Origin of the sequence: Rhodococcus sp. 05-339-2 (assembly GCF_002258965.1) — a bacterium.
GTDB lineage: Bacteria > Actinomycetota > Actinomycetes > Mycobacteriales > Mycobacteriaceae > Rhodococcoides.
In genome coordinates this window covers 122,931-148,299 of record NZ_NOYW01000021.1, presented here as the reverse complement: position 1 = coordinate 148,299, position 25,369 = coordinate 122,931, and the positions used below count along the sequence as shown (strand labels likewise).

Below are 25,369 nucleotides of genomic sequence, written 5' to 3'. Positions count from 1 at the left end.
GGGGACGATGGAATCCGAGCGAGGGGCACTGTTCGATCCGACGTTCGGTAGCGATACCGTTGCGCCGCTCGTAGGCGACCGAGCCTGGGTGACAGCGATGTTCGCCGTCGAGGCGGCGCTCTCCCGGGCCGCGGTCACGGTCGGTCTCGTGCAGGCCGGTCACGCCGAGGTCGTCACCTCTGTTGCGACCGAACTCGGAGCGGGACTGGACATCGCGAGGCTCGGAGTGGATGCGGCGGCCGGAGGCAATCCGGTGATCCCGTTGGTGAAGATCCTTCGCAGCGAGGTGGCCGAGGCCGATGTTCCTGCTACGGCAGTGCATCCCGGGGCCACCAGCCAGGACATCATGGACACCGCGCTGATGCTCGTCTGCCGCGATGCGCTCGGTGCGATCGAGGGCTCGCTCGACGCAGCGAGTGCGGCAGCGCGGGGTCTTGCTCTGACCCACCGGACCACCCCGATGGCGGCGCGCACTCTCGGACAGCAGGCATTGCCCACCACCTTCGGTCTGGTGGCCGCGAACTGGTTCTCGGGGTTGCGCCGCGCGCAGACCGGGATCGCGGCCGTTCGACGTGCGTGCGCCGTCCAGTACGGCGGTGCTGCAGGCACTCTCGCGGCCCTGTATCCGCACGGACCCGCCATCGCAGCGGCGATGGCCGTCGAACTGGGCTTGGCTCGACAGAACACTCCCTGGCACACCGACCGCACCGCGATCGCCGACATCGCGTGTTCCCTGGGCATCGCGGCAGGAACGATCGGCAAGATCGCCCAGGACATCGTGGCGATGTCCGCCACCGAATTGGGCGAGGTCTCGGAGGACGCGCCGGGTGGATCATCGGCGATGCCGCACAAGCGAAATCCCGTTGCGGCCATCACCGCTCGGGCTGCGGCCCGGCGAGTCCCGGGTGCGGTGTCGACGGTGCTGTCGAACATGGACCACGAACATCAGCGCGCCGCAGGAGCGTGGCATGCCGAATGGGAGACGATCACCGATCTACTGCGCTTCACCGGTGGTGCCGCCCATCGACTCTCGCAGAGCCTGAGCGGGTTGCACGTTCATCCGGAGGCGATGGCCCGCAATCTCGATACGACGGGTGGAGCGCTGCTCGCCGAACGTGTCACCGCGGCATTGGCAGCGCACACCGAGCAGGCCCGCGAGATAGTCACTGCGCGATGCGCGGTGGGAGCGCCGCTGGACAGCGACCCTGCCATCACGGCATTCCTGCCACCGTCGACGGTGCGCGAACTACTCGATCCGGCCGCGTATCTCGGCCACGCGACCGAGCTGGTCGACGCGATCCTCGCCGAGCACGCCCTCGACACCGAACTCACCACAGAATCGAAGGATTCACGATGACCGTCGCACTTGCTCACGAACGCACCGAAGGACCCCGCGCCGACGCGGAGACCGTCGTGCTGATCGGATCGCTCGGCTCCGACCGATCGATGTGGAACCCGCAGATCGGACAACTGTCCGCTTCTGCCCATGTGGTCGCCGTCGATCTTCGTGGGCACGGGGCATCGCCGGTGCCGTCCGGTCCGTACTCCGTCGCAGAACTGGCCGAAGATGTTCTCGCACTGATCGATTCCCTGAATCTACGGCGTGTTCACATCGTCGGTCTCTCGCTCGGCGGCGCAGTCTCGCAGTGGATCGCCATCCACCGCCCGGAGCGCGTGATCACTCTGACGTTGCTGTGCACCTCGGCCAGGTTCGGTGAGCCGGCGCAATGGCTCGATCGGGCCGCAACGGTCAGGTCGGCGGGAACCGCGTCCCTGGCCGACGCCGTCCTCCAGCGCTGGTTCACCCCCGAACTGGCCGCTCGCGACGTCGATCTCGTCGACCGGCATCGCCGGATGATCGCTGAAACGTCCGACGAGGGCTACGCAGCGTGCTGTGAGGCGTTGTCGGATTGGGACTCTCGATCGGATCTGAACCGAATCACCGCTCCGACCCTGGTGATCGCGGGCCGGCAGGACCCCTCGACCACCCCCGAGGACCTGAAGATCATCGCCGACGGCGTCATCGGATCGACGTTCCGAGTTCTCGACCCGGCCGCGCACCTGGCCAACGTCGAACAAGCCGGGCCCGTCACCGCGGCCATCGCCGCACACATCGGACCGGATGCGTATGCGCTCGGACGCGCAGCTGCCCACGATGCCGGAATGGCGGTGCGGCGCAGCGTCCTCGGTGATGCACACGTCGACCGCAGTGTCGCCGCGCGAACCGACTTCACCGCACCGTTCCAGGACTTCATCACCCGCACTGCATGGGGTGACATCTGGAGTCGGCCAGGACTCGATCACCACACCCGCAGACTGCTGACCCTGGCGATCCTGACGGCGGTGGGCAACCAGCACGAACTCGACATGCACATTCGGGCCGCCCTGCGAGCGGGCACTGCGCCGGACACGATGGCGGAGGTGTTCCTGCACACCGCGGTGTACGCGGGAGTTCCGAACAGCAACAGTGCATTCGGTCTCGCGAACGCGGCCATCGCCGAGACATCGGCCGAGACCGAATCGGGTACCTCGTGAACTCCGCGGAATCGCCGCCGCCGTCCTCGGACTACGTCCAGTCACTGGGCCGTGGTCTTGCGGTGATCCGAGCCTTCGACGCCGAGCATCCGCGTCGAACACTCTCCGATGTCGCCCGAACCACCGACCTCACCCGAGCCACCGCTCGGCGGTTCCTGCTCACCCTCGTCGAACTCGGCTACGTCCGTACCGACGGCTCGATGTTCTGGCTCACCCCGCGAGTGCTCGAGCTGGGCTATAGCTACCTGTCGAGCCTGTCGCTCCCGGAAGTCTCGGGACCGCACCTGGAGGCTCTCGCCGAACGAGTGCGCGAGTCGTCCTCGGTCTCGATTCTCGACGGTGACGACGTGGTGTACGTCGCCCGTGTTCCGGTCAGCCGCATCATGACCGTCGGCATCAACATCGGCACCCGATTTCCCGCGTTCGCAACATCGATGGGGCGCGTGCTGTTGGCCGGACTGCCCGCCGACGAACTCGCGGCTTACCTCGACCGGGTGCGGTTGACTCCGCTCACCGGTAAGACCATCACCACTGCCGACGCGCTCGGCCGCGAACTCGACCGGGTCCGATCCGACGGCTTCTGCCTGGTGGACCAGGAACTCGAAGAGGGTTTGCGCTCCATCGCGGCTCCCATCCACGACGGACACGGAGCCGTGGTCGCAGCGGCGAACGTCTCGACCCAGGCCGCGCGGCATTCCGCCGATGCGGTGCGCACCGAACTGCTACCGGCTCTGCTCGACGCCACCCGCGCCATCGAGATCGACCTGCTCCGGGTGAGCACCGGACCCAACGACAAGCGAGGAACCACCCATGCCTGATGCCGTGATCTGCGAACCGCTTCGGACCCCGGTCGGTCGCTTCGGCGGCCAGTTCAAGGACATCTCCGCCCAGGCTCTTGCCGGTGCGGTGATCGCCGAACTGGTCACCCGCACGGGCATTTCCGGTGCCGACATCGACGACGTCATCCTCGGTCAGGCGTCCCCGAACGGCGATGCACCGGCCATCGGACGCATTGCCGCGCTCGATGCAGATCTGGGTATCGACGTCCCCGGGATGCAGGTCGACCGTCGCTGCGGCTCCGGTCTGCAAGCGGTGTTGCAGGCGTGCATGCAGGTCCAGTCCGGCGGCAACGATCTGGTGCTGGCGGGCGGTGTCGAGAGCATGAGTCAGACCGAGTTCTACGCCACCGGCATGCGCTGGGGCGTCAAGGCCGAGGCCGTGGCTCTGTCCGACCGCCTCGCCCGGGCGCGAGTGACCGCGGGCGGCAAGAACTTTCCGGTTCCCGGCGGCATGATCGAAACCGCAGAGAACCTGCGCGCGGAGTTCTCCATCAGCCGCGCCGATCAGGACGCACTCGCAGTCCAGTCCCACCGACGTGCAGTCGCCGCGCAGAACAGCGGTGTGTTCGCCGAGGAGATCGTGGGAGTGTCGGTCCCCCAACGTAGATCGGATCCGTTGCTCGTCACCACCGACGAGCATCCGCGAGCCGACACCACCGTGGAGTCACTGGCGAAGCTGAAGGCGATCCGCGCGTCGATCGACCCCGAGTCGACCGTCACCGCAGGAAACGCCAGCGGACAGAACGACGGTGCCGCGATCGCCATCGTCACCACCCCGGAAAAAGCTGCCGCACTGGGCCTTCGGCCGCTGGCACGATTGGCCGGCTGGGGCGTCGCAGGCGTGGCTCCACGCACGATGGGGATCGGACCGGTCCCCGCGAGCGAGAAGGCACTGGGACGGCTGGGACTGAGTCTCGACGACATGGGCATCATCGAACTCAACGAAGCATTCGCCGCGCAGGCTCTCGCCGTGACCAGGTCCTGGGGCATCGACCCCGACGATCCGCGACTGAACCCCCATGGCTCCGGCATCTCGCTCGGCCATCCCGTCGGAGCCACCGGAGCCCGCATTCTGGCGACGCTGTTGCGTGAAATGGACCGCCGAGAGGTCCGCTACGGACTCGAGACGATGTGCATCGGCGGCGGCCAGGGACTCGCTGCGGTGTTCGAGCGAATCGGCTGACCACCGTCCGGTGACTGCTACTGCAGTTGCGCCGCCAGTCGCACGGCCGAATTGGTCTCTCCGTAGCCCTCGTAGCCACCCACGCGCTGGACCACCTCGAAGAACAGGTCGTCGCCGACGGTCTCGGTGAAGAAGTGGAAGAACTCACCGCCGGTCGCGTCCGCGTCGTACAGGATCCCCAGACGCTGCATCGCGTCCAGGGTCTCGGGGCCGAGCCCGAATCGCGCGTCGAGATCGCGATAGTAGTTGGGCGAGATCCGCAACGGGGTGAGCCCGCGTTCGGTCATCGCTCTCGCAGCGGCATGGATGTCCTCGCATCCGAACGCCACGTGTCCGACGCCTCCGCGCCGGGCCGCGGGAAGCGGGTCCGAGTCGGACGGGCGGCCGGGAACCATGTTGAGCGAGAGTCGAATCGTGCCGTTGGCGGTGGCGAGGGTGAGGGCTCGGCTGCGAACCAGGCCTATCGCGTCGACGACGTCCTGGCCCTCGTGTGGCACCATGCCGAACACCGAGCGCAGCAGCAGCATCACCCCGTCCCAACTCTCGGCAGGCACGGCGAGCGCGATGTGATCCACGTGCGTGACGCATGCCCGGTTCTCCTCCACCACCCTCGGCACCAGATCGAACGCCGATTGCCAGGCACCCGCACTGTCGCGGGTGCGTAGGTCCAGCGACGTCGCACCGGTCACGGCCAGACGCACCACCGCATCGGTCGCGTCGGCCACACCGGGCATGGAGACGGTGGATGCGGTGACTCCCAGTGCGCGGGCCCGAGTCAGCCACAGATCCGGGCGCTCGCTGCGAACCCCGATCTGGGCCAACGCCGGTAGATGAGCCGGGACACCCGGCGCGGTCCACAACGTGTCCACCGTGGTGTCGACGGCGACGGCCAGCGGACCCTGGGTGAACAGGCTGAGTCCGTGTTCGCTGTGTGCTGCGGTGAGATCGAAGCCCAGGTGCCGCAGTGTGGTGCCCAGCTGCGCTGCTTTCGCCGGCCCTGCCGCGATCCGCAGGGAGACGACGTTCTCGATCGGACCCGGCGGTGGCGGCGCGAACAGATCGTTTCCGTCCGTGGGTGTTTCGACGCCGCGCACCTGCTCCTGGAGGTACAGCAGCGACCGGTGCGCGTCGGATGCCGTGCGGCCGGTGTCGGAGTGTCGGAAGACGTCGTTGAAGATTTCGAGCGACCACGGGCCGGAATACCCGGAGGCCGCGACGTCGGCACCGAAGCGCGCCAGATCGAAGCTGCCCTGACCGGGGAAGCATCGGTGATGTCTGCTCCACTGCAGTACGTCCATCACCAGGTGCGGGGCATCGGCCAACTGGAGGAAGAAGATCTTCTCGCCGGGGATCTCGCGAATGCCTGAGGAATCGTCACCGCGGGAGAGGATGTGGAAGCTGTCCAGGCACGTTCCCAGCGCGGGATGATCGACCTGCCGGACGATGTCCCAGGCGTGGCGGTAGGTGTTGACGTGTGCACCCCACGCCAACGCCTCGTACGCCAGTCGCATTCCGCGCCGATGCGCACGCTCGGCGAGGGTTGCCATCTGTTCGACCAGCAGGGCGTCGTCACGGACGGCACCGGCCAGCGGAGAGGAGCAGACCAACAGCAGATCGCACCCCAGCTGTTCCATCACGTCGAATTTGTGTTCGGCGCGAACGAGGTTGCGGGCGAACTGTTCCGGGTCGGCCGAGTCGGCATCGCGGAAGGGCTGATAGAGATCGAGGGTCAAACCGAGGTCGGCTGCCTTCTTCGCAATGTCCTCGGGAAGGTCGGGTGAGCTGATCAAGTCCGGCTCGAACACCTCGAAGCCGTCGAACCCGGCGTCGGCGATGGCGCGCATCTTCTCGTCCAGCGAACCACTGAGCGATACCGTGGCCACCGATGTGGCGATGTGCTTCATGCGAGAGCACCTGCGGTCGCACGATCCTCCAGTGCGATCAGCGAGCTCATGTGGGCGATCATGCGATCGGCGTCGGCGGTGCGTCCAGTGAATATCTCGAAGGCGTCGGCGGCCTGGAACACCGCCATTCCGGTTCCGCTGAGCGTTCGGCACCCAGCTCGGGATGCAGCAGCGAGCAATTCGGTTTCGGCGGGCCGATACACGACCTCGGCGACCCACATCCTCGGGTTCAGCAGTGACTCGGGCACAGCAGATCCGGGATGTTCGACCATTCCGATCGGGGTGGCATGCACCAGGCCGGTCGCGGTGTCGAGAACGGCGGCGAGCCGGTCGAGGCCCGCCGAGAGGATCTCGACGTCCGGGAACATCACGGACAAGGATTCCCGTAGTTGTTGTGCCCGCAGCGGATCGGCGTCCACGAGGGTGAGCCTGCCCGCGCCGCGGCGGGCCATCGCGTAGGCGACGGCCGCCCCTGCTCCCCCGGCACCGAGTTGCACCACGTCGCCGATGTCGGCACCGGGTAATCCGCGGCCGAAGTTGCGATCGAATCCGGACCAGTCGGTGTTGTGGCCGACGGCCCGGCCGTCGGCGAACACCACGGTGTTGACGGCTCCGAGTCGGGCGGCGTCCTCGGAGAGCGCATCGAGAGAGGAGATGACGCGTTGTTTGCACGGGTGCGTGATGTTGAGTCCCCGAAATCCGAGGTCCGCTGCGGTGGAGACGAGACGGGGAAGGTCCTCTACGGTCAGTCCACGGCTGTCCAGGTCGATGATCCGATATTGGTAGGTCAGCCCGTGCTCGGAGCCCTCTCGTTCGTGCATCGCGGGCGTGAGCGACTTGCCGATACCCGTCCCGATCAGTCCGCAGAGCAGGGATTCCGGCATGTCGATCTCCTCGAGCCTTAATGTACGAATTGGTGAATTAGCTCGACGGTACTACGCGACTGCCTCGCGCCCAACCCTTTCGCCACAATCGGCGCCGATAGAGTTGTTCCATGGCTCCGCGCGCAACCGACACGTCCGACGACACCAGCGGACCCGGCGTCAAGCGTCGACGCAACAGCGACCTGACCCGGCACAACATCCTCGAGGTGGCCACCGAGGAGTTCGCGGACAAGGGCTTCGCAGGAGCGCGCATCGACGAGATCGCCGAGCGGACACACACGACCAAGCGAATGTTGTACTACTACTTCACCGACAAGGAAGGCCTGTACAAGGCCGTGCTCGAACGGTCGTACATGCGCATTCGCGAGCGCGAACGAGACGTGGACGTCGAAGGCCTCGGACCGGTCGAGGCCATTCGTGCCATCGCATCGCTGACATTCGACCATCACGAGGAGAATCCCGACTTCATTCGCCTGGTCTCCACCGAGAACATCCTGCGCGGCGAACACATCTCCACGTCCGAGGCCTTGAGCAACCTCGGCAATCCCGCCGCGGAGCTGCTGTCGAGCATCCTGGCGCGAGGCCAGGCGGACGGCGTGTTCCGGACGGACGTCGATGCCCTCGACGTGCACATGACGATCAGCAGCTTCTGTGTGTTCCGCCTGTCGAATCGGTACACCTTCGAGGCCCTCTTCGGCCGTGACCTCACCGATCCCCGGCATCGAGACCGGCTGCGCTCGATGCTCGGCGACATGATCATCGCGTTCCTGACCTCGCCTTCTCGCTGAAATTCGCGATTTCTCGGTAGGTCTCGTCACGTCAGGGGTTGACACGTGGCATGGATCACGTTCAGTATTCAGAGGCACCCGGTGTTAACCATTTAGTACATTAGCGGTCCGATTGCCGAGAACGCATCGTCGACCAGCGCCTACGCTCCCCCGCCTCACGAAGAGAGACACGAGAACGATGGATTCGCACACCCCCGGCACCCACCCGACGCCGCTTCGCCCCGGGGCGAACCCGCGCAAAGCGGCGACAGCCGCATGGGTCGGAAGCGCCCTCGAGTACTACGACTTCTTCATCTACGGCACGGCCGCCGCGCTCGTCTTCGGCCGCGTGTTCTTCCCGGGCTCCAACCCGGCGACCGGCACCCTGCTGGCCCTGGCCACCTTCGGCGTCGGATACCTCGCACGGCCGCTCGGCGCACTGGTCCTCGGCCACATCGGTGATCGGTACGGACGCAAGAAGGTCATGGTCGCCACGGTCCTGCTGATGGGAATCGCCACCCTGGGCGTCGGCGTCCTGCCGTCGTACGAATCCATCGGCATCGCCGCTCCCATCATCCTGGTGCTGCTTCGGTTGTGCCAGGGATTCTCCGCCGGCGGCGAGCAGGCCGGAGCGAACTCGATGACGCTCGAACATGCCCCGGACAACAGGCGCGCGTTCTTCACCAGCTTCACCCTCAGCGGCACTCAGGGCGGACAGATTCTCGCCACCGCCGTGTTCCTGCCCGTCGCCATGCTCCCCGAGGAGGCACTGCTCAGCTGGGGTTGGCGAATCCCGTTCTTCCTCAGCGCTTTCGTCGTCGTCGCCGCCTTCGTCATCCGCCGTTCGCTCGACGAGACCCCGGTCTTCGAAGAAGAGAAGGCCTCGACCGAGCCGCAGCGCCTGCCCGTGGCCGAACTGCTCAGCGAGCATGGGTCCGCCGTGGTCCGCGTCATGTTGGCCGCAGTCATCGCCTCGGTCAGCACCATCTTCACCGTCTACGCGCTGTCCTACGCCGTGAACACCGTCGGCCTCGAACGCACCCCCATGCTGTGGGTCGGCGTTCTCGCCAACGTCGTCGCACTGTTCGCACTGCCCTTCTTCGGTGCACTGTCGGATCGCATCGGTCGCAAGCCGGTGTTCCTCTTCGGCTCCATCGGCTGCGCGATCCTGATGTTCGGCTACCTGTGGTCCATCTCGAGCGGCAACTACGTTCTCATCTTCGTCTTCGGCATCGTGATGTTCGGTTTCGTGCACAGCGCCACCGGCGGCGTCTGGCCCTCGTTCTACGGTGAGATGTTCCCGGCCCGGGTCCGCCTGACCGGAACCGCACTGGGAACCCAGATCGGTTTCGCCATCGCAGGATTCGCGCCGACCATCGCGGGCGCGATCGCCGGAGCCGAGATCGGTGCGTGGCTACCCGTCGCCATCGTCACCGCGGTCTTCTGCACCATCAACGTCGTGATCGTCGCGACCTCGAAGGAGACCTTCCGTACCCCCACCGACGAGCTCGGTGTTCGGACCCGCACCACCGACAGCGCGCGCGTCGCGTCCGTCTGACCGACATCGTGATCGACGCACTTCGACCTGCAGCGGCGGGCACCTGGACGGTGCTCGCCCTGCAGTATGCCAGTCGAACGGCCATGCGCGGCAACCTCTTTCACCAACGTGACGAACGCAGTACCGAAAGCCAGACGGTGGCCTACTACGTGTGGCTCGCCCTCTCGAAGAACAACACGGTGCTGATCGACGCCGGAATATCCGCTGCCACAGCAGAATCTGTCGACGGGCTCGACTATCACGGATCGCCGATCGACCTGCTCGGCGAGCTCGGCCTGACACCGGACGACATCGACACCTGCATCCTGACCCACCTGCACTACGACCACACCGGGGTCGTCGCGGAGCTCCCGATCGCACGATACGTGGTGCAGCGCACAGAACTCGAGTACTGGACCGGGCCGTGGGCCGCCCGCATCACCCGAGAGCACTGGTTGCACTCGCGAGCCGACACCGAACACATCGAAACCGCCGATCGCGGCAGTCGACTCGACCTCGTCGACGGCGATCTCGACCTGTTCCCCGGGCTGTCCGTGCACGCCGTCGGCGGACACACTGCAGGCATGCAGGTGGTCAGGGTGAACACCGACCGCGGCCCGGTGGTGTTGGCCTCCGACGCCAGTCATTTCTACGAGAACTTCGAGGACGACAGCCCGTTCGCGATCCTGCACGCGTTGCCGGACATGTACGGGGCCTTCGACCGAATCCGAGAGCTCGCCGCCGGCTCCGGTACCGTCGTGCCCGGCCACGACCCCCTGGTTCGAGACCGCTTCGCCGCGTTGACCGACGTTCCCGGCGCGCACGCGGTGATCATCGGCTGAACACAGCGAAAACGACGAATCCCCGACCTCGCGATGAGGTCGGGGATTCGTCGTTGTTCGGCAGCTCGGTCGGCGCTATCAGGCGGATTTGTCGCGGCGTTCCGGACGCTCGGGCTTGCGCGGCACGATGGTCGGCAGCACGTTGTCGTTCACGGTCTCGGCAGTCACGACGACCTTCTCCACGTCGTCGCGGCTCGGGATGTCGTACATCACCGGAAGCAGAACTTCTTCCATGATGGCGCGCAGTCCACGAGCACCGGTTCCACGGAGAATGGCCTGGTCCGCGATCGCTTCGAGGGCCTCGGTGGTGAACTCGAGCTCGACGCCGTCCATGTCGAACAACCGGCGATACTGCTTGACGAGCGCGTTCTTCGGCTCGGACAGAATCGTCACCAGCGACTCCTTGTCCAGATTCGTCACCGACGCGATCATCGGCAGTCGCCCGATGAACTCGGGAATCAGACCGAACTTGATCAGATCCTCCGGCATGACCTCGGCGAAGTGATCCTGCGTGTCGATCTCGGCCTTCGAGCGAACTTCGGCTCCGAATCCGAGCCCGCGCTTGCCGACCCGATCGGAGACGATCTTCTCGAGTCCGGCGAATGCACCGGCGACGATGAAGAGCACGTTGGTGGTGTCGATCTGGATGAACTCCTGATGCGGATGCTTGCGCCCACCCTGCGGCGGCACGCTGGCCTGAGTTCCTTCCAGAATCTTGAGCAGCGCCTGCTGCACGCCTTCACCGGACACGTCACGCGTGATCGACGGGTTCTCGCTCTTGCGAGCGATCTTGTCGACCTCGTCGATGTAGATGATGCCGGTCTCGGCGCGCTTGACGTCGTAGTCCGCGGCCTGGATCAGTTTGAGCAGGATGTTCTCGACATCCTCGCCCACGTATCCGGCCTCGGTGAGCGCGGTGGCGTCGGCGATGGCGAAGGGCACGTTGAGCATCTTGGCCAGGGTCTGCGCGAGGTACGTCTTTCCACACCCCGTCGGTCCGAGCATCAGGATGTTCGACTTCGCCAGTTCGACGGATTCGCCTCGCACGTCGCGTGCCTTGTCACCGGCCTGGATGCGCTTGTAATGGTTGTAGACCGCTACGGCCAACGTGCGCTTGGCAGCGTCCTGACCGATCACGTAGTTCTCGAGAAAGTCCTTGATCTCGGAGGGCTTGGGGAGGTCGTCGAGCTTGACCTCGCTCGATTCGGCCAATTCCTCTTCGATGATCTCGTTGCAGAGGTCGATGCACTCGTCGCAGATGTACACCCCTGGTCCAGCGATGAGCTTCTTGACCTGCTTCTGGCTCTTGCCGCAGAAGGAGCACTTCAGCAGATCGCCACCGTCACCGATGCGTGCCATTCGGAGGTTCCTACTTCCTTGTCCGCGTACGACCCACGCCGACCGGGTGTGGCCGAAACCTTCGTGGGCTACTTCTCGGTCTGTCGTCATGCCGACTTCGGTCGACCGAGTTCTTGGATGCGACGGTACCCGTGTTCGCCGAACATGGGCGGGTTGTTTCCGGTGATTCGCCACCCGATTTCGTCGAATGGACCATTCGGGTCGTCGATCACGACCGCCGGGCGGAGTTTCACACTCACGCCCGGCGTCGGAATCTTCTGCCGGACCCGTCAGGTCCGACCGGTGATACTCGCTCTGCTACTTCTGGGCAGAGAGCTTGCGGTACTCGAACACGGTGTCGATGATTCCGTAGTCCTTGGCCTGTTCCGCGGTGAGGATCTTGTCGCGATCGGTGTCCTTGCGGATGACGTCGGGATCCTTGCCGGTGTGGCGGCCGAGGGTGGTCTCCATGAGTCGACGCATGCGCTCGATCTCGGCGGCCTGGATCTCCAGGTCGGACACCTGGCCCTGAATGCCACCGCTCGAGGGCTGATGAATCAGCACGCGCGCGTTGGGCAACGCCGCACGCTTACCGGGAGTGCCTGCGGCGAGCAGGACGGCCGCGGCCGACGCGGCCTGGCCGAGGCAGACGGTCGCAACATCGGCGCGGACGTACTGCATCGTGTCGTAGATCGCCATCAGCGAGGTGAACGAGCCACCGGGCGAGTTGATGTACATCGTGATGTCTCGGTCGGGGTCGAGGCCCTCGAGCACCAGCAGCTGAGCCATGACGTCGTTGGCGGACGCGTCGTCGACCTGGACGCCGAGGAAGATGATGCGCTCCTCGAACAGCTTGTTGTAGGGGTTCGATTCCTTCACGCCGTAGCTGGAGTGCTCGACGAAGGACGGCAGGATGTATCGGGAGGACGGCAGCTGATTGGGGTCGAACAGGTTTGTCATCGTTTCTCCAAGATGTAAGTGATCGAGGGTCGCCGGGAGCGGCCGAGTTACTCGCCGATTCCGCCGGCCTGCCGCGCACGGCTGACGACGTGGTCCACGAACCCGTATTCCTTGGCCGCCTGCGCCGTGAACCAGCGGTCACGATCGGAGTCTTCGGTGATCTGCTCGACGGTCTGGCCGGTGTGCTGGGCGATGAGCTCAGCCATCTCACGCTTGGTGTGCGCGAACTGCTCGGCCATGATGGCGATGTCGGAGGCACTGCCGCCGATACCGGCCGAAGGCTGATGCATCATGATGCGCGCGTGCGGCAGGGCGTAGCGCTTGCCCTTGGCACCGGCAGAGAGCAGGAACTGACCCATCGAGGCAGCCAGACCCATTCCGTAGGTCGCGATGTCGCACTCGGCGAATTCCATCGTGTCGAAAATGGCCATACCCGCGGTGACCGAGCCACCGGGCGAGTTGATGTACAGCGCGATGTCGCGAGTGGGGTCCTCGGCCGAGAGCAGCAGGATCTGAGCGCACAACTTGTTGGCGATGTCGTCGTCGACCTGGGTACCGAGGAAAATGATGCGGTTTTGAAGCAGACGCTCGTACACGGAGTCGCTGAGATTCAGCCCTGCTGCAGCCGAAGTCATGACGGGACTCTGCTGGTGCGAAGCCGCCGGATTCTGAACAGTCACGGTACCTGCCTTTTCCATAACAAATCGTTGGTTCCTGACACAGACACTAACGAAAGACGGCGGCTCCGGAGTCCCGGAACCGCCGTCGTTCGCTGTGAGCGTTACTTCTCTTGTTCGCCCTCGGAAGAATCTGCTGCTTCGACCTCGTCGGGAGCATCGGCGGGGCTGCCGAACAGCTCTGCGGTGTCGACGCTCGCGCCGGTGGTGTCGGTCACGGTGACGCGCTCGACGACCGAAGCCAGCGCCTTACCGCGCTTGACATCGGCGAACACGGCACCGAGCTGGTTGGCCTGCTGCACCTGCTGAATGAACTGCTCGGGCGGCATGCCGTAGCGCTGCGCCTGGAAGATGATTCGCTCGGTGAGCTCTTCCTGCCCGACCTGGGTGTTCTCGGCCTCGGCGATCGCATCGAGAAGGAGCTGGGTGCGCACCGACTTCTCGGCACCTTCCTTGACGTCCTTGTCGAATTCCTCGCGGCTCGAACCCTGCGACTCGAGCAGCTCGGCGAGTGCTTCCTCGTTGTGGTCGAGGCCGTGGATGGCCTCGTGCACCTGGGAATCGACCTCGGCCTTGACGACGGCCTCGGGAGCCGGGATCTCGATCGTGTCGAGCAGCGTCTCGAGCACCTTGTCGCGAATCTGACCGGCCTGCTCGACCTTCGCGACTCGCTCGACGCGGGTCCTCAGATCGGCGAGCAGCTCGTCGAACGTGTCGAACTCGCTGGCCAGCTGGGCGAACTCGTCGTCGGCCTCGGGCAGCTCGCGCTCCTTGACGGACACGACCTTGACCGTGACGACGGCTTCCTTGCCTGCGTACTCACCGGCAACGAGAGTGGAGGTGAATTCCTTCGACTCGTCGGCCGAGACGCCGATGATCGCGTCGTCGAGTCCCTCGATGAGCTGGCCGGAGCCGACCTCGTGGGACAGTCCACTCGCGGTTGCCTCTTCGACGTTCTCGCCGTCGACGGTGGCCGAGAGGTCGATCGAGACGAAGTCGCCCGACTGGACGGGACGATCGACACCGGTCAGGGTGCCGAAACGCTGGCGCAGCGACTGCAGCTGCTCGTCGACGGCCTCGTCCTTGATCTCGAGCGGATCGACGACGACGCTGATGGTCGAGTAGTCGGGCAGATCGATCTCGGGGCGAACGTCGACCTCGGCGGTGAACGTGAGCTCGGTACCGTCCTCGATCTTGGTGATCTCGATCTCGGGCTGGCCGATGACCTTGACCTTCTCGTTGGTCACGGCCTCGGAGTAGCGAGAGGGAAGAGCGTCGTTGACGACCTGCTCGAGAACCGCACCACGGCCGACACGAGCCTCGAGCAACTTGGCCGGAGCCTTGCCGGGACGGAAGCCGGGGAGGCGGATCTGCTGAGCCAAAGCCTTGTACGCGCGGTCGAAATCAGGCTTGAGCTCCTCGAAGGGCACCTCAACGTTGATACGGACTCGCGTCGGGCTCAGCTGCTCGACGGTGCTCTTCACGGGACATGCTCCTTCTGGTGGTTCTTGCTTGCTGGTGGTTCCGGTGTGCTGTCTGCTCTCGCTCGCCACGAACACGGCGAGCCGTGCCTGCGGCTCTCTTTTGTCGGGGTGACAGGAATTGAACCTGCGACCCTCCGCTCCCAAAGCGGATGCGCTACCAAGCTGCGCCACACCCCGTCGTACGGACACCATTGAACAGCAACCGATAGTAGCCCCCCGTGGGCGCCCCACCGATGACGTTCGGACGAACCGCTCGCGGCGGGCCGGTTTGGAATCCGGCGTCGGCGTTGGGTACAGTCTTGAAACGCAGGCGACGGAACTGGCGATCCCACGACTGTTGTTTGCACGCCGATGTAGCTCAATGGTAGAGCCCCTGTCTTCCAAACAGGCTACGCGAGTTCGATTCTCGTCATCGGCTCCACCGAAAGGCCCCGCACTCCTGGTGCGGGGCTTTTTCGTGTCCGCGTACCCTGAATGGTGTCCGAATTGTCCGTACGAACCGGGCATGCACCGTCGGCGGAAGGTCCGCAGTGGAAATCGTCCTGATCGTCATCGTCATCGCCGCAGTGGCCCTGTTGGTGCTGCGAAGCAAGAAGAACTCGGCCGCGGCGGCCGAAACCGCGCTGGCCGACGCAAAGGCCGATGCCCGGCAGTCGATCGAGCGTCTCGGCGGCCAGGTCTACAACCTGATCGGCACCGACACCGCCTCCAAGCAGGCCCTGGCCGACGCATCCGAACGCAACATCGCCGCCGGTTCGCAGATCGACCAGGCCACTACCCCTGAACAGGCCCGACTGGCCAAGCAGACGGCCCTCGAGGGTCTCTACTACATCCGCGCCGCCCGCCTGGCGATGGGCATGGACCCGGGCCCGGAGGTCCAGGGCATCGACGGCCAGCAGCAGGCGGGTCGAGTCACCGAGGATCGCAAGGTCGACTTCGAGGGCCGTGAGATCGCGGCATCGCCGGATCCGTCCGATCGCACCCCGAACTACTACCCCGGTGGCCGAGTCGCGGGTCGTCCGGTACCCGCGGGCTGGTACTCCGAGCCGTGGTGGCGGCCGGCCTTGGTGGCAGGTGCATGGGGAATGGGTTCGATGTTCCTGTTCTCGGCGATGTTCTCCGGCATGGCCGGGGTGCCGGAGGAGACCGCGGCAGGCGAAGACATGGGGGCCGACGGTTCCGACGGGGGCAGCGGCGACGACTACTCCGGCGGCGACACCGAATACGGTGCGATGGACGACGGCGGCGGGGGCATGTTCGACGGCGGAGCCGACTTCGGCGGTGGGGGCGACTTCGGCGGGTTCTAGGTCGCCTGACAGACCGGGCACCAGAACAGGTTTCGAGCCTGCATCACCGAGTGCAGGATGTCGGCTCCGCACACCCGGCAGGGATACCCCTGCCTGCGGTAGACGTAGGACCGCGGTCGCCGTGCACCGTAAGTGTCGCCGTGATCGTCCTCGGGCCGGATGGTGATGATGCGCCCGCGTCGGACACCGATCGCCATGAGGTCGACGAGGTCGAACCAGATCGCATCCCACTCGGCTCGATCGAGGTCCTTGCCGGGCCGCATGGGGTTGATCTCGTGCCGGAACAGGATCTCGGCGCGGTAGACGTTGCCGACTCCGGCGAGCACCTTCTGATCCATCAGCAACGTGCCGATTGCCGTGCGCGACTTGGAGATTCGCGCCCACGCTGCGTCCGGATCGGCGTCCTTACGCAGCGGGTCCGGTCCCAGGCGGGCCACCAGGGCGTCGACCTGCTCCTCGGTGTAGATCTCGCAGGCGGTGGGGCCGCGCAGGTCGACACCGTACTTCTCCCCCACCATGCGCAATCGCACGGCACCGACCGGATCGTCCAGCGGCACAGCCTGTTCGGTGAACTTCCCGTACAGACCGAGATGGATGTGAACGATCAGATCGGACTCGTACCGATGCAGCAGATGCTTGCCCCAGGCCTCGGCCTTCTCGAGGACGAGGCCGTCGATCAGCGCGGCACCGGAGGCGAACCGCCCCTGTGGGCTGCTCGCCCGAACCGGTGCCCCGCCGAACCGACGTCCGTGCAACCGAGCCAGTCGGTGCAGAGTGTGACCCTCGGGCACCTATGCGGGCTTTCCCGGCACCTCGGGTGCCTCGCCACTGCGCTCGTACTCGGACAGGATGTCGATGCGACGCTGGTGGCGCTCCTCGCCCGAGAACGGGGTACCGAGGAAGGCGTCGACGATCGCGAGGGCTTCGGGCAGCGTGTGCATGCGGCCGCCGATGCCGATGAGCTGAGCGTCGTTGTGCTCGCGGGCCAACTTCGCGGTCTCGACGCTCCACGCCAACGCACAGCGAGCGCCGGGCACCTTGTTGGCGGCGATCTGCTCGCCGTTTCCGGAACCGCCGAGCACCAGGCCGCGGCTACCCGGATCGGCGACTACGCGGCGTGCTGCGTCGATGCAGAATGCCGGGTAGTCGTCGACGGGGTCGTAGTCGAAGGCACCGCAGTCGACGGGCTCGTGCCCGGTCGCCGTCAGGTGTTCGATGATCTGATTCTTGAACTCGAGGCCGGCGTGGTCGGCACCCAGGTATACGCGCATGCCTAGAGTCTGACAGGTGAACTCCGAAGCCGAGAAATTCGCCGGTGTGGACGGCGCGAAGGGCGCATGGGTGGTCGCGATCTCGGCCGGGACCACGCTGACGTGGACCGGTTGCGCGTCGGTGGCCGACGTGCTCGAGGTGACTCGGGACTGCGCACGAGTGGGAGTCGACATGCCGCTGTCGTTGCCCCGGGGCGGTTATCGCGTCAGCGAACTGGAGGCCAAGAGGTTTCTCGGAACGGCGAGGAGCTCGATCTTCCACACGCCGGTCGTCGACGTGCTCGCCGCCGAGTCGTATCCCGAAGCGTGTGCGGTGTCTCGGCAACTCACCGGCAAGGCGATCAGCAAGCAGACGTGGCACATCCTGCCGTCCGTGAAGGCCTGGCTCGATGCCGACTTCGACCGGGACCGGTACGTCGAGGTACATCCCGAATGCTCGTTCCGGGCGATGTCACCGACGACGACGTTCGCGTCGAAGAAGTCCGGCCGAGGCGTCGGGCAGCGTTTGTCCACCCTGATGCGCTGGCAAGAACACCTCGATCTCGCAGATCTGCCGCCCGGACCCGCCGTCGACGATGTTCTCGACGCGGCCGCAGCGGCGTGGTCGGCGAGGCGGTTCCACGTCGGCGAGCATCGGACGTTCGGTACCGAGGACAGCTCGGATCGGATCGTCGCCTGACGAACCCCGTGCGCGGAAACTCGTAGCAGGGTACGAATTTCCGCGCACGAGGGTCATGCGATCAGTCGAACTGTGGGTCCTCGTTGCGGGTGCGCTTGAGCTCGTAGAAGTGCGGGTACGACGCGAAGATCACCGACGCGTCCCAGAGCTTGCCTGCTTCTTCACCGCGCGGGATTCGGGAGAGCACGGGGCCGAAGAAGGCCACGCCGTTGACGTGGATGGTCGGGGTGCCGACATCGGGCCCCACCTTGTCCATGCCCGCGTGATGACTGGTCCGCAGGTCCTCGTCGTAGTCGGTGCTCTCGGCGGCCTTCGCGAGGTCACCGGGCAGATCCAGTTCCGCGAGCGACTCCGAGATCACGACGTCGAAATCCTTGTTGCCCTCGTTGTGAATTCGCGTTCCCATGGCCGCGTACAGCGGGGCGAGAACCTCGTCGCCCTTCAGTTTGGCTGCGGCGATCGCCACCCGAACCGGCCCCCAGGCCTTCTTCATCATCGCGGCGTATTCCTCGGGCAGATCGCGGCCCTCGTTGAGCACTGCCAGGCTCATGACGTGGAAGTTCACGTCGATGTCTCGCACCTGCTGCACCTCGAGAATCCACCGCGAGGTGATCCAACACCACGGGCACAGTGGGTCGAACCAAAAATCCGCAGTGTCTTTCTGTCCTGAACCGGCCACTGTCCTACTCCTTGGAAGTCGAGGTCAACGTCTCTTCATTGCGTAACAACCGCCCACCGCGCAGACATTCCGCACGGCCCGTCGGCCAGCGAGGGGTACGCGTGACGTGATGGGATGGAAGGCACTATCCATAACTACACGAAGAGGTGTCGACTGAAGTGGTTGCTCCCAACCTGACGCGTGACCAAGCCTCCGAGCGTTCGGCGATCATCGGGGAAACGAAGTACGCGATCGTTCTCGATCTCACCGACGGCGAGGGCAATCCGGGCGAGAAGACCTTCCGCTCGCTCACCACCATCACGTTCGCGGCCACCGCCGGGGCGTCGACTTTCGTGGACGTCATCGCGAGCACGATCCGCTCTGCGACGCTCAACGGCACCGATCTCGATACCGCCGACTACGACGAGTCGACCGGCCTCGCGCTCGAGAATCTGGCCGAGCACAACGAACTCGTCATCGATGCGGACTGCGTCTACTCGCACACGGGCGAGGGACTGCACCGTTTCGTCGACCCGTCGGACGGCACGGTCTACCTGTACTCGCAGTTCGAGACCGCCGATGCAAAGCGTATGTTCGCCTGCTTCGATCAGCCCGATCTCAAGGCCACCTTCGATCTGAAGGTCACCGCGCCGGAGAGCTGGACGGTCATCTCCAATGCCGCGCACGCCGCCGAGCCTGCGGCGGGCGAGCACGTGTTCGACACGACACCGTTGATGAGCACCTACCTCGTCGCACTGATCGCCGGACCGTACGCGGAGTGGACCGACTCGTACACCGACGACCACGGCACCATTCCCCTCGGAATCTATTGCCGCGCTTCACTTGCCGAGCACATGGACGCAGAGCGCCTGTTCACCGAGACCAAGCAGGGCTTCGGTTTCTACCACGAGAACTTCGGCACTCCCTACGCCTTCGGCAAGTACGACCAGCTCTTCGTGCCCGAGTTCAATGCCGGCGCCATGGAGAACGCGGGTGCCGTCACGTTCCTCGAGGACTACGTCTTCCGGTCCAAGGTGACGCGGTACTCGTACGAACGGCGCGCCGAGACAGTGCTGCACGAGATGGCACACATGTGGTTCGGCGACCTGGTGACCATGACGTGGTGGGACGACCTGTGGCTCAACGAGTCGTTCGCGACGTTCGCCTCGGTGCTGTGCCAGTCCGAGGCAACCGAGTACACCAACGCGTGGACCACTTTCGCCAACGTCGAGAAGGCCTGGGCCTACCGTCAGGACCAGTTGCCGTCGACGCACCCCATCGCCGCCGACATTCCCGATCTCGCGGCCGTGGAGGTCAACTTCGACGGCATCACCTACGCCAAGGGCGCGAGTGTGCTCAAGCAACTGGTGGCGTACGTCGGCAAGGAGGACTTCCTCGCCGGATTGCGGGCGTACTTCGTCGATCATGCCTTCGCCAACGCCACGTTCTCGGATCTGCTTGCCGCTCTGGAGAAGTCGTCGGGACGCGATCTCTCCGACTGGGGTGCCCAGTGGCTGCGCACCACCGGCCTGAACACCTTGAGCCCGGATTTCGACGTCGACGCCGACGGCAAGTTCACCCGCTTCTCGGTGCTGCAGACCGGTGCTGCCCCGGGTGCGGGCGAGCATCGCGTGCACCGCATCGCGGTGGGAATCTACGACGACGTCGACGGCAAGCTGGTGCGCACCGACCGCGTCGAACTCGACCTCGACGCGGCCGAGTCGACGACCGTCGATGCGTTGGTCGGCGTCTCGCGCGGCAAGCTCGTCCTGGTCAACGACGACGACCTGACGTACTGCGCGGTGCGACTCGACCCGGACTCGCTCGATGTCCTTCTCTCTCGAATCGCCGACATCGCCGAGCCACTCCCCCGCACCCTCGCGTGGTCGGCGGCCTGGGAGATGACTCGATCCGCCGAGATGAAGGCGCGAGACTTCGTGGCCCTCGTCCAGCGCGGAATCGGCGCTGAGACGGAAGTGGGTGTGGTGCAACGACTTCTGCTGCAGGCCCAGACCGCAATCTCCAGCTACGCCGACCCGGCATGGGCGGCCGAGCACGGTACCCCCGAGTTCGCCGATGCACTGCTCGACCTGGCGCGCGGCGCCGAAGCAGGCTCGGATCACCAGCTGGCATTCGTCAATGCTCTCACCGGCACCGAGCTCGGCGACCGTCACATCGACGTGCTGAGGGCACTGCTCGACGGTGATGTGGAGGGGCAGTCGCTGGACGGCCTCGGCGTGGATACCGATCTGCGCTGGCGCATCGTCACGGCGCTGGCCGGTGCCGGTGCGATCGACGCCGACGGCCTGGACTCGCCGGTGATCGACGCCGAGGCTGCCAGGGACAACACTGCCGCCGGAGCCCGGTCGGCAGCGGCTGCACGAGCCGCTCGGCCCAGCGCGGAGGTCAAGGAGCAGGCCTGGACGACGGTGGTGGACGACGATGCGGTTCCCAACATCACGGCCCGCTCGATCATCGGCGGCTTCGCCGGACCAGGTCAGGGCGAGCTGCTCGAACCGTACGTCGCCCGCTATTTCGACGCCACCGAAGGTGTCTGGGCGCGTCGTTCGAGTGAGGTCGCGCAGACCGTCGTGGTGGGCCTGTACCCGTCCTGGTCGATCTCGGAGGACTCCCTCGCTGCGGCGGACGGGTTCCTCGACGGCGACCTACCGCCCGCGCTCCGACGCCTGGTGATCGAGGGCCGGGCCGGAATCGTTCGGGCTCTCGCTGCACGGGAGTTCGACGCGAGCTGATCTCGACGGCACCGACGACGAGGGCCGGTTGCTCCACCCGGAGGTGGAGCAACCGGCCCTCGTCGTACGAGCGCGGTCGGGAGGAAGGGAGCTAGGGGCTCAGGATGGACGCGGCCATCACCCGGACGGAGGTGACCAGACCGTCGATGAGGTTTCCGTCGCGGAACGGGCCGAGGGCCGCGGTGACACCCAACTGTGCGACCCGGTCGGTCGCTCGGTTGGACACTCGCTTGCCGGTGCGGATCTCGAGTGCGTGCCGATTGGGGTCGACGGCGATCAGGACCGAACGAACGGCATCGGGAGTCCCGGGGAACACCGAATCCGCACCCGCGGCCGGATCGACGCCGAGATCACCGATGTAGACGTTGAACCGGATCTTGGTCTGCCGAATCGCTTGGGTGAGTGCGTCGTCGAGCGCAACCAGGTCCTGCGTGGCGAACGGCAGGTGCTCGGGATTGGCGGTCCCGAACTCGTGAGCCGCCGAGACACGGCCGCTCGAGGTGAGCGCAGCCCCGAAAGGCAGGTCTTCTTCTCTGACGTCACTGCGGACGAGTTCACCACTTGCCACTTGCGGAACCTCCGATCGAGTCGGCTGTGTCGGCGTCGTGCGAACCGTGGCCTCCGAAAGGAGTCACCTCGTCCGTAGCACTCCACAGCAATGGCTCGCGCGTCCACTCGTCCGTCAGTCGGTAGGGCGGAACGTCCATACCGGGCTGCTTGTCGGTCAAGTAGGACAACGCGCCGAGGAGTCCGATCACCGCAACCGGAATCACCCCGAATATCAGCGTGGTCTCAAAAATGCTCACGGGGTGTGACGTTAGTCGACAATTGCGCGTCGGACCACGTCGGGGCCGGTGTTGTGACCGAAATGTGCAGACCCGACCGCGTCAGGCAGCACCCTCACCGAGGTACGCGAGCCACGTCGGGTCGAGCTCCTTGGTCGTCGCAAACAGTCGCCAGTGCGGACCCTTGGGCGGCACCAACTGGGCGCGCAGTGTCCAGCCGATCTCACTGAGCAATTTGTCCGCCTTGCGATGGTTGCACGAGGCGCAGCAAGCGACGCAGTTCTCCCACGAGTGGCCACCTCCGCGACTACGCGGGACCACATGGTCGACGGTTTCGGCTTTGCTTCCGCAGTACGCGCACCGGAACCGGTCGCGGTGCATCAGCGCGGCGCGGGTCATCGGCACTCGCGCTCGGTACGGAACACGGACGAACGTCCGCAATCTGATCACCGACGGCACCTGGACCGAGAAGTCCGCAGACCGAATGAACGGGCCCTCCGGATCGTCGTGCACCACGTCGGCTTTCCCACAAACGAGAAGAACCACCGCCCGGCGCATCGGAAGCGCGGTCAGTGGTTCGAATGTGGCATTGAGGAGCAGCACACGGCGCTTGACCCACGCCGGAACGGCGTCGTCGCCCGTGGCGGTGTGAGCCGTCGGCACCACACGCAGCGGAGAAGCCCCCGAGGCCGTCTCACGCTGGTCGTGCGTGGTGCGGCCCTCAGTGGGCGGGAGTTGTCGATGGCGGTGTTGCGAGTTCTTCATGCGTTGCTCCAGAGACAGTCGGCGCCCGCGCATGGCTTGCGTGGAACACGAGTGACAGTGGAACACGAATACACCGTCCACGCACAGCCTTTTTCTCGGCATTTTCTGTTGCCGAACGGTGAACATCTCGCGTCCTCGCGTTCACGATCGACGACCGGCGGCTCCATGCGCAGCGTGACTGGCGAGATCTCGACGTCTCCGTAGACTTTTCGGGTGTCCGTATCAACCTTCCTGTCCGCATCGTCCCTTCCCGACCCGTCGCTGTTGCGAGATCTCGACACCCGAGCTTTCGAGTTGACGGAGACCGGACGCGACTGGTTGGTCGATCGTCCGCTGCAGGCTCTGGGTTATCTGGTCCTCGCCATCGTGCTGCGACTGGTCCTGCACAAACTGATCGACCGATTCACCCGCAACAACGTCGGGAAGTCTCCGATGCTGTTGCGTCCGCTCCGCGACCGGTCGTCGAGCACCGTCCAGGGTGCGATTCTCAACGAGCGTCGCAAACAACGGGCCAACACGATCGGCTCGGTGCTCAAGTCGGCGGTCTCGGTCATGATTCTCACGTGGTTCGTGCTCTCGGTGCTCGATGTGGCGGGGGTCAATGTCGCTCCGTTCATCGCCTCGGCGGGCATCGTCGGTGTCGCCTTGGGCTTCGGTGCCCAGAACCTGGTTCGAGACTTTCTGTCGGGCATCTTCATGCTCCTCGAGGACCAGTACGGAGTGGGTGACGTCGTCGACCTCGGTGAAGCGACCGGCACCGTCGAGAGCGTGGGGCTACGCGTCACGACGATCAGGGATGTCAACGGCACGGTCTGGTACTGCCGCAACGGCGAGGTGCTGCGCGTGGGCAACATGAGTCAGGGCTTCGCGGTCGCCGTTCTCGATCTGCCCGTGTCCCACACGGCCAACATCGACGAGGCCCGCGCAGTCGCCGAACGCACCACGCTGAAGGTGGTGGAGTCGAAAGACTTCGCCGACGACATTCTCGAACCGCCCGAGATGCTCGGGGTCAATGCGGTCAGCGCCGACACGGTCACCATCCGCATCACGATCAAGACCCGCCCCGGCCGCCAGTGGGCCGTGCAGCGCCGACTCCACCAGGAGATACTCCAGGCATTCGACGATGCCGACATCAAGGCACCGTACGCACTGGGTCGCCCGGGTGGGGTCGTGGCCGAGCGCGGCAACTGAACAGACCATGATGGTGAGCGACGCCGACCAGGAACGAACAGAGAGAGTGTGATGACCGAACCGCAGCAGACGTTCTACGACGCGGTAGGCGGTGCCGAGACGTTCCGGTCACTCACGGCGAAGTTCTACGAGGAAGTCGCCAAGGACGAGATTGTGCGCCCGTTGTACCCGGAGGAGGATCTGGCACCGGCCGAACGGCGGATGCGGATGTTCCTCGAACAGTACTGGGGCGGTCCGCGGACGTATTCCGACGAGCGCGGCCATCCTCGATTGCGGATGCGACACAACCCGTTTCGGATCGGACCGATGGAGCGAGACGCGTGGCTTCGCTGCATGCACATCGCGATCGCGTCGATCGACCCGAAGGTCATGGACTCCGCGCACCGAGCACAGTTGATCGACTACATGGAGATGGCCGCCAATTCGATGATGAACTCGGCGATCTGACGGCGGCAGCGCAGCGGGTTACAGCGATCCGACCCGCTGCGGGCTCTTGCCGCCGGCAGCGGCCCTGAGGTTGCCCATGCGAGCGCGAACGGAACCGGCCACCTTGAGTGCGAAACTCACGGGTGCCGGCAGATGCTGGCGCAGAATGGCGTGCTTGCGTACGTAGTTCTCGACGTGCCACTCCGACCAGGTGCCCGCACGGAACAGTGCAGCATCACCCGGGAGCAGGGTGCGCGGTGCGTGGTCGTCACTGGACACGGTCACCGAACCGTCCATGATGTGCACGATCTCGTCGACGGCGAAGTACCAACGGAAACGTCCCGCAGTGCAGTCCCATACGTTGGTGGTGGTAGTGCCGTCGATGCTCTTCGACCACTCGGCGAGGCGCGCCTGCGGGTTTCCTTCGAGAATCCAGGTGGGTTCGATGGGGCTGTCGTCGAGTGCGATGTCGCCGAGTCGTACGGCTTCGATGGTCGAAGTGATCATGGTTTCCGTCGCGTCCTCACCGTCGGGCGCGGCTTCCGCCGCTACTGGTTGCCAGAGCAGAAACATACAACACTTTC

At 65.4% G+C, this 25,369-nt stretch carries 25 protein-coding genes and 2 tRNA genes; 13 read left to right on the top strand and 14 right to left on the bottom strand.

Translation table 11 applies throughout. The features are described from left to right. Nucleotides 1-7 precede the first annotated feature (7 nt). From pcaB to CH273_RS25055, 4 genes are read left to right on the top strand one after another with little or no spacing between them, the layout of a single operon-like run. On the top strand, nucleotides 8-1,357 hold the full coding sequence (pcaB, locus tag CH273_RS25070; RefSeq protein WP_032394592.1) for a 3-carboxy-cis,cis-muconate cycloisomerase: 1,350 nt from the start codon (nucleotides 8-10) through the stop codon (nucleotides 1,355-1,357). Continuing rightward, the gene (gene pcaDC, locus CH273_RS25065) at nucleotides 1,354-2,535 is read left to right on the top strand and encodes a bifunctional 3-oxoadipate enol-lactonase/4-carboxymuconolactone decarboxylase PcaDC (RefSeq protein ID WP_032394593.1); all 1,182 of its coding nucleotides are present in this window, start codon (nucleotides 1,354-1,356) and stop codon (nucleotides 2,533-2,535) included. Before pcaB ends, pcaDC begins: the two co-directional genes overlap by 4 nt. Continuing rightward, nucleotides 2,532-3,353, top strand: a complete 822-nt coding sequence (locus CH273_RS25060) for an IclR family transcriptional regulator (RefSeq protein ID WP_032394594.1) — start codon at nucleotides 2,532-2,534, stop codon at nucleotides 3,351-3,353. The genes pcaDC and CH273_RS25060 overlap by 4 nt, the downstream gene beginning before the upstream one ends. Then, the gene (locus CH273_RS25055) at nucleotides 3,346-4,557 is read left to right on the top strand and encodes an acetyl-CoA C-acetyltransferase (protein WP_032394595.1); all 1,212 of its coding nucleotides are present in this window, start codon (nucleotides 3,346-3,348) and stop codon (nucleotides 4,555-4,557) included. Before CH273_RS25060 ends, CH273_RS25055 begins: the two co-directional genes overlap by 8 nt. A gap of 17 nt (nucleotides 4,558-4,574) precedes the next feature. On the opposite strand, the gene CH273_RS25050 is transcribed toward CH273_RS25055, so the two are convergent. Together CH273_RS25050 and CH273_RS25045 are read right to left on the bottom strand one after the other, a co-directional pair. Beyond that, entirely contained in the window at nucleotides 4,575-6,461 is a 1,887-nt protein-coding gene (locus CH273_RS25050; RefSeq protein ID WP_032394596.1) for a sugar phosphate isomerase/epimerase and 4-hydroxyphenylpyruvate domain-containing protein, read from the bottom strand. Then, nucleotides 6,458-7,345, bottom strand: coding sequence for a shikimate dehydrogenase (locus CH273_RS25045; protein ID WP_032394597.1), 888 nt, complete (start codon nucleotides 7,343-7,345; stop codon nucleotides 6,458-6,460). The genes CH273_RS25050 and CH273_RS25045 overlap by 4 nt, the downstream gene beginning before the upstream one ends. A 110-nt stretch (nucleotides 7,346-7,455) precedes the next feature. Here CH273_RS25045 and CH273_RS25040 point away from each other — a divergent pair, with 110 nt between their 5' ends. The 3 genes from CH273_RS25040 (at nucleotide 7,456) to CH273_RS25030 (ending at nucleotide 10,491) form a co-directional block, all read left to right on the top strand. Continuing rightward, nucleotides 7,456-8,133: a TetR/AcrR family transcriptional regulator gene (locus CH273_RS25040; protein ID WP_032394598.1), complete on the top strand. Its 678-nt coding sequence runs from the start codon at nucleotides 7,456-7,458 to the stop codon at nucleotides 8,131-8,133. 178 nt (nucleotides 8,134-8,311) lie between these two features. Further along, nucleotides 8,312-9,670: an MFS transporter gene (locus CH273_RS25035; protein ID WP_032394599.1), complete on the top strand. Its 1,359-nt coding sequence runs from the start codon at nucleotides 8,312-8,314 to the stop codon at nucleotides 9,668-9,670. 8 nt (nucleotides 9,671-9,678) lie between these two features. Next, nucleotides 9,679-10,491 (top strand): N-acyl homoserine lactonase family protein, encoded by an 813-nt coding sequence (locus tag CH273_RS25030; RefSeq protein WP_230596662.1) that lies wholly within the window; start codon nucleotides 9,679-9,681, stop codon nucleotides 10,489-10,491. A 78-nt stretch (nucleotides 10,492-10,569) separates the two neighbouring features. Here CH273_RS25030 and clpX read toward each other — a convergent pair whose 3' ends face one another. The 5 genes from clpX to CH273_RS25005 form a co-directional block, all read right to left on the bottom strand. Next, complete coding sequence (gene clpX, locus CH273_RS25025; RefSeq protein ID WP_032394600.1) at nucleotides 10,570-11,850, bottom strand: ATP-dependent Clp protease ATP-binding subunit ClpX; 1,281 nt, start codon at nucleotides 11,848-11,850, stop codon at nucleotides 10,570-10,572. Between the two features lie 297 nt (nucleotides 11,851-12,147). Continuing rightward, nucleotides 12,148-12,789: an ATP-dependent Clp protease proteolytic subunit gene (locus CH273_RS25020; protein WP_008715342.1), complete on the bottom strand. Its 642-nt coding sequence runs from the start codon at nucleotides 12,787-12,789 to the stop codon at nucleotides 12,148-12,150. A gap of 47 nt (nucleotides 12,790-12,836) precedes the next feature. Next, nucleotides 12,837-13,487 carry an ATP-dependent Clp protease proteolytic subunit gene (locus tag CH273_RS25015; protein ID WP_082073666.1) on the bottom strand — a complete coding sequence of 217 codons (651 nt, stop codon included), beginning with the start codon at nucleotides 13,485-13,487 and terminating at the stop codon, nucleotides 12,837-12,839. An 83-nt stretch (nucleotides 13,488-13,570) separates the two neighbouring features. Then, nucleotides 13,571-14,950, bottom strand: coding sequence for a trigger factor (tig, locus tag CH273_RS25010; protein WP_032394780.1), 1,380 nt, complete (start codon nucleotides 14,948-14,950; stop codon nucleotides 13,571-13,573). Nucleotides 14,951-15,053: 103 nt separating this feature from the next. Beyond that, a tRNA-Pro gene (locus CH273_RS25005) sits at nucleotides 15,054-15,127 on the bottom strand. Between the two features lie 170 nt (nucleotides 15,128-15,297). Here CH273_RS25005 and CH273_RS25000 point away from each other — a divergent pair. Together CH273_RS25000 and CH273_RS24995 are read left to right on the top strand one after the other, a co-directional pair. Then, nucleotides 15,298-15,371, top strand: a tRNA-Gly gene (locus CH273_RS25000). A gap of 109 nt (nucleotides 15,372-15,480) precedes the next feature. Continuing rightward, nucleotides 15,481-16,257 (top strand): hypothetical protein, encoded by a 777-nt coding sequence (locus CH273_RS24995; protein ID WP_032394601.1) that lies wholly within the window; start codon nucleotides 15,481-15,483, stop codon nucleotides 16,255-16,257. Here the strand turns inward: CH273_RS24995 and CH273_RS24990 are convergent. Then, nucleotides 16,254-17,048, bottom strand: coding sequence for an Fpg/Nei family DNA glycosylase (locus CH273_RS24990; RefSeq protein WP_032394602.1), 795 nt, complete (start codon nucleotides 17,046-17,048; stop codon nucleotides 16,254-16,256). The genes CH273_RS24995 and CH273_RS24990 overlap by 4 nt on opposite strands. Next, nucleotides 17,049-17,528, bottom strand: coding sequence for a ribose-5-phosphate isomerase (locus tag CH273_RS24985; RefSeq protein ID WP_032379225.1), 480 nt, complete (start codon nucleotides 17,526-17,528; stop codon nucleotides 17,049-17,051). It lies immediately after the preceding gene. A gap of 16 nt (nucleotides 17,529-17,544) precedes the next feature. Here CH273_RS24985 and CH273_RS24980 point away from each other — a divergent pair, with 16 nt between their 5' ends. Then, nucleotides 17,545-18,207 carry a DUF429 domain-containing protein gene (locus CH273_RS24980; RefSeq protein ID WP_094638085.1) on the top strand — a complete coding sequence of 221 codons (663 nt, stop codon included), beginning with the start codon at nucleotides 17,545-17,547 and terminating at the stop codon, nucleotides 18,205-18,207. A gap of 61 nt (nucleotides 18,208-18,268) precedes the next feature. On the opposite strand, the gene CH273_RS24975 is transcribed toward CH273_RS24980, so the two are convergent. After that, nucleotides 18,269-18,886: a mycothiol-dependent nitroreductase Rv2466c family protein gene (locus tag CH273_RS24975; protein WP_045194585.1), complete on the bottom strand. Its 618-nt coding sequence runs from the start codon at nucleotides 18,884-18,886 to the stop codon at nucleotides 18,269-18,271. 158 nt (nucleotides 18,887-19,044) lie between these two features. On the opposite strand from CH273_RS24975, the gene pepN reads away from it, so the two are divergent. Beyond that, nucleotides 19,045-21,618, top strand: a complete 2,574-nt coding sequence (pepN, locus tag CH273_RS24970) for an aminopeptidase N (RefSeq protein ID WP_032394603.1) — start codon at nucleotides 19,045-19,047, stop codon at nucleotides 21,616-21,618. Nucleotides 21,619-21,709: 91 nt separating this feature from the next. Here the strand turns inward: pepN and CH273_RS24965 are convergent, their stop codons facing one another. From CH273_RS24965 to CH273_RS24955, 3 genes are all read right to left on the bottom strand, one after another. After that, the gene (locus tag CH273_RS24965; RefSeq protein ID WP_032394604.1) at nucleotides 21,710-22,186 is read right to left on the bottom strand and encodes a DUF5130 family protein; all 477 of its coding nucleotides are present in this window, start codon (nucleotides 22,184-22,186) and stop codon (nucleotides 21,710-21,712) included. Then, on the bottom strand, nucleotides 22,173-22,424 hold the full coding sequence (ctaJ, locus tag CH273_RS24960) for an aa3-type cytochrome oxidase subunit CtaJ (RefSeq protein ID WP_032394605.1): 252 nt from the start codon (nucleotides 22,422-22,424) through the stop codon (nucleotides 22,173-22,175). The genes CH273_RS24965 and ctaJ overlap by 14 nt, the downstream gene beginning before the upstream one ends. A gap of 81 nt (nucleotides 22,425-22,505) precedes the next feature. Beyond that, the gene (locus tag CH273_RS24955; RefSeq protein ID WP_179275550.1) at nucleotides 22,506-23,168 is read right to left on the bottom strand and encodes an HNH endonuclease; all 663 of its coding nucleotides are present in this window, start codon (nucleotides 23,166-23,168) and stop codon (nucleotides 22,506-22,508) included. Nucleotides 23,169-23,399: 231 nt separating this feature from the next. On the opposite strand from CH273_RS24955, the gene CH273_RS24950 reads away from it, so the two are divergent. Together CH273_RS24950 and CH273_RS24945 are read left to right on the top strand one after the other, a co-directional pair. Continuing rightward, nucleotides 23,400-24,359: a mechanosensitive ion channel family protein gene (locus CH273_RS24950; protein ID WP_052049372.1), complete on the top strand. Its 960-nt coding sequence runs from the start codon at nucleotides 23,400-23,402 to the stop codon at nucleotides 24,357-24,359. 51 nt (nucleotides 24,360-24,410) lie between these two features. Further along, a complete protein-coding gene (locus CH273_RS24945; protein ID WP_032394607.1) occupies nucleotides 24,411-24,806 on the top strand; it encodes a globin in 396 nt (131 codons plus the stop codon). A gap of 18 nt (nucleotides 24,807-24,824) precedes the next feature. Here CH273_RS24945 and CH273_RS24940 read toward each other — a convergent pair whose 3' ends face one another. Then, nucleotides 24,825-25,292, bottom strand: a complete 468-nt coding sequence (locus CH273_RS24940) for a cupin domain-containing protein (RefSeq protein ID WP_032394784.1) — start codon at nucleotides 25,290-25,292, stop codon at nucleotides 24,825-24,827. Nucleotides 25,293-25,369: the final 77 nt, after the last annotated feature.